General features: G+C 66.9%; 8 protein-coding genes and 1 tRNA gene. 4 read left to right on the forward strand and 5 right to left on the reverse strand.

What is annotated here, in order from left to right; all coding sequences use genetic code 11:
• The first annotated feature begins 1 nt into the window (after position 1).
• Positions 2-1,498: a murein biosynthesis integral membrane protein MurJ gene (gene murJ / locus JNN06_RS17240; RefSeq protein WP_291240826.1), complete on the forward strand. Its 1,497-nt coding sequence runs from the start codon at positions 2-4 to the stop codon at positions 1,496-1,498.
• Positions 1,499-1,755: 257 nt separating this feature from the next.
• On the forward strand, positions 1,756-3,897 hold the full coding sequence (locus tag JNN06_RS17245) for a malate synthase G (RefSeq protein WP_291240827.1): 2,142 nt from the start codon (positions 1,756-1,758) through the stop codon (positions 3,895-3,897).
• A gap of 149 nt (positions 3,898-4,046) precedes the next feature.
• Here JNN06_RS17245 and JNN06_RS17250 read toward each other — a convergent pair whose 3' ends face one another.
• Positions 4,047-4,298 (reverse strand): BolA family protein, encoded by a 252-nt coding sequence (locus JNN06_RS17250; protein WP_291240828.1) that lies wholly within the window; start codon positions 4,296-4,298, stop codon positions 4,047-4,049.
• A 71-nt stretch (positions 4,299-4,369) separates the two neighbouring features.
• On the opposite strand from JNN06_RS17250, the gene JNN06_RS17255 reads away from it, so the two are divergent.
• Positions 4,370-4,999, forward strand: coding sequence for a J domain-containing protein (locus JNN06_RS17255; protein WP_291240829.1), 630 nt, complete (start codon positions 4,370-4,372; stop codon positions 4,997-4,999).
• Here the strand turns inward: JNN06_RS17255 and JNN06_RS17260 are convergent.
• The 4 genes from JNN06_RS17260 to JNN06_RS17275 all read right to left on the reverse strand — a co-directional run bounded on the left by JNN06_RS17260 (position 4,984) and on the right by JNN06_RS17275 (position 8,250).
• The gene (locus tag JNN06_RS17260; protein WP_291240830.1) at positions 4,984-6,729 is read right to left on the reverse strand and encodes a glycosyltransferase family 4 protein; all 1,746 of its coding nucleotides are present in this window, start codon (positions 6,727-6,729) and stop codon (positions 4,984-4,986) included. The genes JNN06_RS17255 and JNN06_RS17260 overlap by 16 nt on opposite strands.
• Positions 6,726-7,520, reverse strand: a complete 795-nt coding sequence (locus tag JNN06_RS17265; protein ID WP_291240831.1) for a hypothetical protein — start codon at positions 7,518-7,520, stop codon at positions 6,726-6,728. The genes JNN06_RS17260 and JNN06_RS17265 overlap by 4 nt, the downstream gene beginning before the upstream one ends.
• 168 nt (positions 7,521-7,688) lie before the next feature.
• Positions 7,689-7,764 (reverse strand) — tRNA-Ala (locus tag JNN06_RS17270).
• A 150-nt stretch (positions 7,765-7,914) separates the two neighbouring features.
• Positions 7,915-8,250, reverse strand: a complete 336-nt coding sequence (locus JNN06_RS17275) for a TIGR02300 family protein (RefSeq protein ID WP_291240833.1) — start codon at positions 8,248-8,250, stop codon at positions 7,915-7,917.
• A 184-nt stretch (positions 8,251-8,434) separates the two neighbouring features.
• On the opposite strand from JNN06_RS17275, the gene JNN06_RS17280 reads away from it, so the two are divergent.
• On the forward strand, positions 8,435-9,133 hold the full coding sequence (locus tag JNN06_RS17280; protein WP_291240832.1) for a SprT family zinc-dependent metalloprotease: 699 nt from the start codon (positions 8,435-8,437) through the stop codon (positions 9,131-9,133).
• The last annotated feature ends 62 nt before the right edge of the window (positions 9,134-9,195 follow it).

Genomic DNA, 9,195 nt, shown 5'->3' on the forward strand with positions numbered 1-9,195 from the left:
GCTGGTTTCCCGTGGCGCGGGTTTTGCGCGCGATGTGATGATGGCCTCCTATCTGGGCGCGGGCCCAGTGGCCGATGCCTTCAACGTGGCGTTTTCGCTGCCCAATATGTTCCGCCGCTTCTTTGCCGAGGGGGCGTTCAACCAGGCCTTCGTGCCGCTTTACAGCAAGAAGCTGGAGGGCGGCGAGGATGCCAAGGTCTTTGCCCGGGATGCCTTTTCCGGGCTGGCGGCGGTGCTGGTGGTGTTCACCCTGCTGGGCACTTTCGCGATGCCTTGGCTGGTCTGGGCCATGGCTTCGGGCTTTGTGGGCGACAGCCGCTTTGACCTTGCGGTGGAGTTTGGCCGCATCACCTTTGTCTATATCTTCTTCATCTCGCTGTTTGCGCTGCTTTCGGGCATTCTGAACGCGCATGGCAAGTTTGCCGAGGCGGGCTTTGTGCCGGTGCTGATGAACCTTGTTTTCATCGCCGCCATGGGGCTGGCGGTATGGCAAGGCTGGGATATGGGCCTCACGCTGGCCTGGACGGTGCCGGTGACCGGCGTGGCGCAACTGGGCTGGACATGGTGGGCGGCGGCACGGGCGGGGTTTGCGCCGCGTCTGGCGCGGCCGCGCTGGTCGCCCGACCTCAAGCGCCTGCTGATCATCGCCGGGCCTGCGCTGCTGGCGGGCGGGGTGGTGCAGATCAACCTGCTGGTGTCGCGGCAGGTGGCCTCGGGCACCGAGGGCGCGATTTCGTGGATGTCCTATGCCGACCGGCTCTATCAACTGCCGCTTGGCGTGGTGGGCATTGCGATTGGCACCGCGCTGCTGCCCGAACTCAGCCGCCGCCTGCGCGCGGGCGATACGGCAGGCGGGCGCGAGGCCCTCAATCGCGGCGCCGAGTTCGCGCTGGCCCTCACCCTGCCCGCCGCCGTGGCACTTGTGGTGATTGCCATGCCGCTGGTGCAGGTGCTGTTCCAGCGCGGCGCCTTCGGCCCGGATGACACTGCCAATACCGCACTGGCACTGGCCGCCTATGGCATCGGCCTGCCCGCCTTCGTGCTGCACAAGGTCTTGCAACCGCTGTTCTACGCGCGCGAGGACAGCCGCAGCCCCTTCCGCTATGCGCTGTGGTCCATGGCCATCAACGCGGGCTTTGCCTTCGCCCTGCTGCCCTATATCGGCTTCATCGCCGCTGCGCTGGCCACGACGGTTTCGGCCTGGATCATGGTGCTGCAACTCTGGCTCGGCGCCCGCCGCATGGACGAGGCCGCGCATTTCGACGCACGCTTCAAATCGCGCCTGTGGCGCATCCTGCTGGCCTCTGCCGTCATGGGCGGCGTGCTGTGGGGCCTGACGGTGGCGCTTGGGCCGGCGCTGGATGCGGCGCGCTGGCGCTGGCTGGCGCTTGGCGGCCTGGTCACAGGTGGCATGATCAGCTACTTCGTCGCCGCCGCGCTGTTCGGCGCCCTGCGCCTGTCAGACTTGCGCAGCGCCCTGCGGCGCAGCCCCCGTTAAGAAGGATACCCCCGGCCCGGAGGGATCGGACCGGGGGCCAGTCTTGCGCCGCGCGGGGAAGCGTCTGGGGGACAGGAGCGCGACGCCCTCATCATCGCTGGCCCACGCAAAACTTTCGTGACAGCCGAACCGCCGCGCCATCTTCCCGAAAACCCGACAAGTGTTTTCGTGTCTTTCCAGCAAATCCGCCCCCCGGATTCCTTGCGCCCCGCCCGGCTTTCCCGCATCCTCGCCGCAACAGCGAAAAGGGGAATGCCATGGCCGAACGCATCAACAAATACGGGCTTCAGGTCGATGCCCGGCTGGTTCAGTTCGTCGAGACCAAGGCCCTGCCCGGCTCTGGCATCGCGGCCGAGGCATTCTGGCAAGGCCTGTCAGAAGGCATTGCCACGTTCGGCCCGCAAAACCGCGCGCTGCTGGCCAAGCGCGACGCGCTGCAAAGCCAGATCGACGGCTGGTTCAAGGCGCGCAAGGGCCAGCCCTTCGATGCACAGACGCATGAGGACTTCCTGCGCGAGATCGGCTATCTGCTGCCCGAAGGCCCCGATCTCAGCATCGACACCGCCCAGACCGACCCGGAGATCGCTACAATCCCCGGCCCGCAACTGGTGGTGCCGGTGATGAATGCGCGCTATGCGCTCAACGCCGCCAATGCCCGCTGGGGCAGCCTGTATGACGCGCTTTATGGCACCGATGCCCTGGGCGAGGCGCCAAGCGGCAAGGGCTATGACGCGGCGCGCGGCGCGCGTGTGATCGACTGGGCGCGCGACTTTCTGGATGACGTGGCCCCGATCGCAGGCGCCAGCTGGCGCGCGGTGACGGGCCTCGCCGCCGGCGAGACGCTGGCCGTGACCACCGCCGAGGGCCACACCACCCTCGCCAACCCCGCCCATTACGCAGGCTACCGCGACACCAGCGCCGTCATCCTGAAAACCAACGGGCTGCATATCGAGATCCTCCTCGATGCCTCAACCCCCATCGGCAGCAGCGATCCGGCCCATATCTCTGACATCCGGCTGGAAAGCGCGCTTTCCGCGATCATGGATTGTGAAGACAGCGTGGCGGCGGTGGATGCCGAGGACAAGGTGGTGGCCTATGCCAATTGGCTGGGCCTGATGAAGGGCGACCTGACCGAGGAGGTCAGCAAAGGCACCACAACCTTCACCCGCCGTCTGGCCGACGATCTCAACTACACCACCCCCACGGGCCAATCCGCCAGCCTGAAAGGCCGCGCCCTCATGCTGGTGCGCAATGTCGGCCATCTGATGACCAACCCCGCCATTCTCGATGCCGAAGGGCGCGAGGTCGGCGAGGGGATCATGGATGCCTTCATCACCACGCTCTGCGCGCTGCATGACCTGCGCAAGACCACCGGGCTGCGCAACTCCATCACCGGCTCGGTCTATGTGGTGAAACCCAAGATGCACGGCCCCGAGGAGGTCGCGCTGGCCTCAGCCATCTTCGACAAGGTGGAGGCCACGCTGGGCCTGCCCGCCAACACCGTGAAACTGGGCATCATGGACGAGGAACGCCGCACCAGCGTGAACCTCAAGGAATGCATCCGCGCCGCCAGATCGCGCGTGGCCTTCATCAACACGGGCTTCCTCGACCGCACGGGCGATGAGATCCACACCGCGATGGAGGCAGGCCCGATGATCCGCAAGGGCGACATGAAAGCTGCCGCCTGGATCAAATCCTATGAAGATCGCAATGTGGATATCGGCCTTGCCTGCGGGCTTCAGGGCCGGGCGCAGATCGGCAAGGGCATGTGGGCAGCGCCCGATCTGATGGCGGCGATGCTGGAGCAGAAGATCGCCCATCCCAAGGCCGGGGCGAATTGTGCCTGGGTGCCCTCTCCCACCGCCGCGACCCTGCATGCCACGCATTACCACCGCGTTGATGTGCTGGCCCGTCAGGCCGAGATCAAGGCGGGCGGCCCGCGCGGCTCCCTGCGCGACCTCCTCACCGTGCCGGTGGCGCAGGGCGTGAACTGGTCGCCCGAGGACATCGCGCAAGAGGTGGAGAACAACGCCCAAGGCATCTTGGGCTATGTCGTCCGCTGGGTGGATCAGGGGGTTGGCTGCTCCAAAGTGCCCGACATCCATGATGTCGGCCTGATGGAGGATCGCGCCACCTGCCGCATCTCCTCGCAGGCGCTGGCCAATTGGCTGCATCACGGCGTGGTCAGCACCGATCAGGTGATGGCCGCGATGCGCAAGATGGCCGCCGTGGTGGATCGCCAGAACGCCGGCGACGCCGCCTATCGCCCGATGGCGCCGGGCTTTGACGGCCCCGCCTTCCGCGCCGCCTGCGATCTGGTGTTTGAAGGCCGCGTGCAGCCCTCGGGCTATACCGAGCCGGTGCTGCATGCGCGCAGGCTGGAGGCCAAGGCCCTGTAACCCCACCGCGCGGGGGCTGCCTGCCCCCGCACCCCCGGGGATATTTGCATCAGGTTGAAACGATACCGGCTTCAACCTGACAAAAATATCCCCGCCGGAGGCTCCCGCACGCGATCGCCGCGCGCCGCGTCAAGCAGCGCGCTGAAGGATCAGCCAATATCCAGCGCCAGCGCGTGAATGCGCGTGGTGAGGTCGCCGAGCGCCTTATGCACCGCGCGATGGCGCGCGACGCGGCTCAGCCCCGCCAGCTCTGCCGCGCGGATCGTCACGTTGAAATGCGTCTCGCCGCCCTCACGCCAGCCGCCATGGCCGCGGTGCTTTTCGCTATCATCCTGTATTTCCAGCACTTCCGGGCTGAACGCCGCCGTCAGCCGCTGAAAAATCTCGTCCTTCACAGTCATTTTTATCGCTGCCCCCTTCACGCCGCCGCCCAATGCTTTAATGTTGGCGCCCCGAGTCTGAAAGGCCTGCCATGACGAAACCCCCGTTCGAATTCGATATTCGTGTGTCCTCGGACAAGAAGCGCCGCAAGACGGTGCGTCGGGGCATGTCTGGCGCTTTCGAGACCTCGCAGAAGCAATGCGAATTTCCCGATTGCTCGGCGCCGGGCCTGTATCGTGCGCCGAAATCGCCGGATCTGCTGGACGAATTTTTCTGGTTCTGCAAGGATCACGTCCGCGAATACAATTTGAAGTGGAACTTCTTCAACGGCACCTCGGATGAGGAGTTCCAGAAATTCCTCGACAAGGCGCGGGTGTGGGAGCGCGAGACCAAGCCGTTCAGCCAGAAGGATGATGGCCGGGCCTGGGCGCGTTTGGGCGTGGAAGACCCGATGGGCCTGCTGGGCGAAAAGGCCACCCAGAACCCCGGCAAGGTGCAAAGCCATGTCACCCGCAAGCTGCCCTCGACCGAGCGTAAGGCGCTGGAAATCCTCGATGCCCGCGACACCTGGACCCGGACCGAGATCCGCAAGCAATACAAGTCCATGGTCAAGGATCTGCATCCTGACATGAATGGCGGCAACCGCGATGACGAGACGCGGCTGCAAGAGGTGGTCTGGGCCTGGGAGCAGATCCGCGAAAGTCGTTATTTCCGCGACTGACCCTGTTGCGGCGGCGCGGGAGGCGGCTGGCCCTCTCCGGCGCGCTGACGGCGGATGAAGCCGTATTTCAGCAGCCAGATCAGCACCCGGTCCAGTTGCACCACATTCAGGCCCAGCGTGGTTTCCAGCGCCGCGCGGTCGCAGCCCGCCTGTCCGGCGGCCAGAATGGCGGCATGGGTGCGCGCGTAATCCTCGCTGCGCTCGGCCTGCCGGCCCATTGCCATATAGTCGCGCAAGCCCAGAACCTCGGCCACCGGCAGGCGGCCCGGCCCGGCGGCATCGACAAAGCGGGTCAGGGCAAAGCCGCCCTGACGGCTGGGCCAGGCGGCAAAGAGCGCGAAGGGCGAGGGGCCCACCGGCAGCGCCGCGCGCGGAGTTTGCGCGATGCTTTGGCCGCCACCCTGCGCCGCGCGTCGCCGCAGCGCCAGTTCCTGCCACAGGTCCTGCATCTGCGGCACCACTGCCGCCCAGTCATAGAGCCGTTGCGCCCGCGCCTTGCCCGCCGCCCCCATCCGCGCCCGCAGCGCCGGATCACTGGCCAGTGCCAGAATGGCCGCCACCAGCGCGGGCATCTCGATTTCGGTCATCGAGGAGGCCAGCGCGCAATATTGCGTATAGCTGTCCACACCGGTGACATGGCGATAGCCCTCCTGCTCGGCATGGGCCGCCGTCAGGGTTTGCGTCGGCACCCGGATCCCCACATCCGGGGTCACCGTGTCGCGCATCCCGTCCCAATCCGAGACCAGAACCGGCAGGCCCGCCGCCATCGCCTCGATCGGGGCAAGGCCAAAGGTCTCCTGAATGTTGTCAATCGGAAAGGCAAAGACATCGGCCCCCGACAGCACGCCTTTGCGCAGGGCGGCATTGGCGCCATCCAGCACATGAAAGCCCACATCGGGCATCAACCCCGCCGCGCCCTGCTCGAACACCCGTTTCGAGTAATCGTCGCGGTAAATGCCGCACAGCGCCAGATGCAGCTTGACCCCCTTGGGCATGCGCGCCTGCGCCGCTTGCAGCGCGATATAAAGCGGCAGGGGATCGAATTTCTCGTAAGGCGTCAGCCGGGCGATGGTGGCAAAGACCACATCCTTCGGCCCCGCCCCCAGCCGGGCGCGCAGCGCCTTGCCCGCCGCCTTGTCGGGCGCGAAGGCGGCGCAATCCACCCCCAGCGGGATCACCGGCAGTTGCGGCCGGGGCGGCACCGCCCCGCCAAAGCGGCTGCGGATATGATCCTCGATCCGCTCGAATTGATGCAGCACCGAGGCCAGCACCGCGCGCGAGGTGCAGATCACCGCATCCCATTCCGCCTGCGCCGACATGCGCAGATCAAAGAAACCCTGCATCACCCCCTTGGTCGAGGTCGTATGCGTGATGCCACAGATCGACCAGGCAGCGGCGCCATGCGGCGCGCGGCGCCATGTCTCGGCGCCGAAATTGGGGCTGGGGTAGAACAGGGTCTGCACCGGCGCCATCTGCGGCATCAGGCGCAGCGGCACATGGCGCACCGGCACGCCCTTGCGCTCCTCGGCGGCAAACTGGGCGAACAGCTCCTGATCGCTGGCCTTCGGCGCCAGCGACACGAATTCCGCCACATCGGCATGGCGGAAAAACCCCCGGATGAAACTTTCGCCCGCCACCCGCCGACCATTGATCCCCTTGGCCTTGGGGTCATAGCCATCAGCAGCGAAATAGATGCCCGCGTTTCGGGTTGGGTCAACAGGCAGGCTCATTTCCGCTCCATCCAAAGCCAGGGCGTCGGCGAGGATCGCCATTCCCACAGCAAAATCAGCCGATCCAGATCGTTCAGCCGCTCCATCCAGCCGGTCAATGGGGTGTCATCCAGCTTGCGCTCGATCCGGGTCAGGCGATGCGTCGCCTCAAAGCGCTGGTGCAGCACATCCATGGCGCCGGGGCGCATGCCCTCATGCACCTCCACCAGCAGATCGGCAGCCAGGAGGCCCGGCGCCGCCTCGGGGTCCAGCAGCTCGACCTCCGCCCCCTCGATGTCGCAGATGATGACCGCCCGGCCCGGCTCCAGCGCGTCGAAGTCGCGCGGCCCCATCACGCCGCCGATCTCGATGCGTTCGGCCACACCATTGGCCTCGGCCAGCCGCGCACAGGCGGCCAGCGCCCGGGCGTCGCCATCCCGGGCGAGGATGCGGCTGCCCGGCATCCGCCGCGCCAGCCCGACGGCGTAATAGCCCTCTGCCGCGCCAATATCGACCACCAGAGGATAGGCGCGGGCGATGATCGTCTCGATCACCGGGGCGAGGCTGGCCTCATAGCAGCCCAGCATGCGCGGCAGACGCGCGCCTTCCGAGGCGCGCACCGGATAGGCCATGCCCGCGAAAGGGCCACAGGTCAGCTGTGCAGGGCCGCGTCTCTCGACCTCGGCCTCCAGCACGGTCGAACGCCATTGGGCCAGATAGCGCAGCGCCCGCGACAATTCACGCGGCCCCGGATCGCCCGAAACCAGCCGCGCCACCTCTGCCGCCACACGCGCGGACAGCTGATCTGCCATACTCACCACCCCTGCCGCAGCGGAACGTCCCGCCCGCTTTTGCCCCCAAGCTATCGCCCCGCCGCGCGCCGGTCCATCGCAAAGCGCCAGCGCAGGGACAGGCCCGAACAGCCGCAGAGATCACCGACCCGAGGTCGCGACCACCTGTCACATCTGGTTTTGAAGATTTGGTGGAGCCAGGGAGGATCGAACTCCCGACCTCTTGAATGCCATTCAAGCGCTCTCCCATCTGAGCTATGACCCCACCGGGTGCCGCGGCGCTATGGGTTTTGCGCTGCGATGGCGGCTATCTAGGGGAAGGCGGGGGCGGGGGCAAGGGGAAAACGCCAGCCACCCGGCGAAAATTTTCGCCGAAAATTTGCGCCCCGCGACCATGGCGCGAGGCGCGGCAGTATCAGACTTCTTCCTCGTCGCCGGCAACATCGGCCAGATCATCGAGCGAAACATTGTCGTCGGCGTCGTCTTCCAGCAGATCATCGTCCAGATCGGCGTCATCGGTGACGCCGGCGGCCAGCAGATCCTCATCGGTATCCAGATCGTCCACCAGCACGTCATCATCCTTGTCGGGCACGGCGCGCGAGATCACGGCGGCGGCCAGCTTGCGGCGCGCGCTCTCGATATCCACCACCTCGCCCGTATAGGGGCTGACGATCGGGCTGCGGTTCAGGTCATAGAAGCGTTTGCCGGTCGTCGGGCAGAGGCGCTTCGTCCCCCATTCTTCATTGGGCATGGTGATTCCCTTGCTCATGGCCCCGGATGGGCCGGAATCGGGCGGCTCCGCCCGCGAATGCTGGCGCATGCCACAGGGCGGCGCGCCTGTCAAAGGCTTTTCGTGACGCTTTGGCGCAACCGGGCTGTGACCATTGCGCCGGGCGGTGACATGGGTATTCTGACCTCCCACGACAAGGCCGCCCATGCCCGTTCTTCCTTCTGCCCTTCCCGGCGCCCCTCCGATCGAGATCACCTTGCGCCGCTCGGCCCGGGCGCGGCGGTTCAGCCTGCGCGTGTCGCGGCTGGACGGACGGGTCACCCTGTCCTTGCCCCTCCGCGCGCGAGAGGCCGATGCGCTGGCCTTCGCCCATGCGCAGGAGGATTGGCTGCGCCGGGCGCTGGCGGCGATGCCCAAGGTGCCCGCGCTTGCCTTCGGGGCCGAGCTGCCGCTGGAGGGTCAGCCCTATCGGCTGGTGCCCGGCGCCGGGCGCGCCATCCGCGTTGAGGCGGGCGAGCTGGCGATCCCCGGCGACCCGGCCCAGATGGGGCGGCGGCTGGCGGCCTGGCTGAAAACCCGGGCGCGCGACCGGCTGGCGGCGGCCTCGGATCACTTCGCGGCGCGGCTGGGGCGGCCCTATTCCAGCCTGGCCCTGCGCGACACCCGCTCTCGCTGGGGCAGCTGCACCCATGACGGGCGGCTGATGTATAACTGGCGGTTGATCATGGCGCCGCCTCTGGTGCTGGATTACGTCTGCGCCCATGAGGTTGCCCATCTGGCCGAAATGAACCACTCCCCCGCCTTCTGGGCGGTGGTGGAACGCCTGATGCCCGGCCACGCCCCGCATCGCGCCTGGCTGAAGGCGCAAGGGCAAAGCCTTCAGGCCTGGCGCTTTGACGGTTGAGGTTCCACCCTTCCTGCCTGCCCCCACCCTTCCTGCCTGCCCCCCCACCCTTCCTGCCTGCC

Origin of the sequence: Gemmobacter sp. (assembly GCF_016792925.1) — a bacterium.
Classification (GTDB): Bacteria; Pseudomonadota; Alphaproteobacteria; order Rhodobacterales; family Rhodobacteraceae; genus Gemmobacter.

Coding starts and splice junctions, on each gene's coding strand:
- JNN06_RS17245 (WP_291240827.1), top strand. CDS start 1,756: ATGGCCGAACGCATCAACAAATACGGGCTTCAGGTCGATGCCCGGCTG.
- JNN06_RS17250 (WP_291240828.1), bottom strand. CDS start 4,298: ATGACTGTGAAGGACGAGATTTTTCAGCGGCTGACGGCGGCGTTCAGC.
- JNN06_RS17255 (WP_291240829.1), top strand. CDS start 4,370: ATGACGAAACCCCCGTTCGAATTCGATATTCGTGTGTCCTCGGACAAG.
- JNN06_RS17260 (WP_291240830.1), bottom strand. CDS start 6,729: ATGAGCCTGCCTGTTGACCCAACCCGAAACGCGGGCATCTATTTCGCT.
- JNN06_RS17265 (WP_291240831.1), bottom strand. CDS start 7,520: ATGGCAGATCAGCTGTCCGCGCGTGTGGCGGCAGAGGTGGCGCGGCTG.
- JNN06_RS17275 (WP_291240833.1), bottom strand. CDS start 8,250: ATGCCCAATGAAGAATGGGGGACGAAGCGCCTCTGCCCGACGACCGGC.
- JNN06_RS17280 (WP_291240832.1), top strand. CDS start 8,435: ATGCCCGTTCTTCCTTCTGCCCTTCCCGGCGCCCCTCCGATCGAGATC.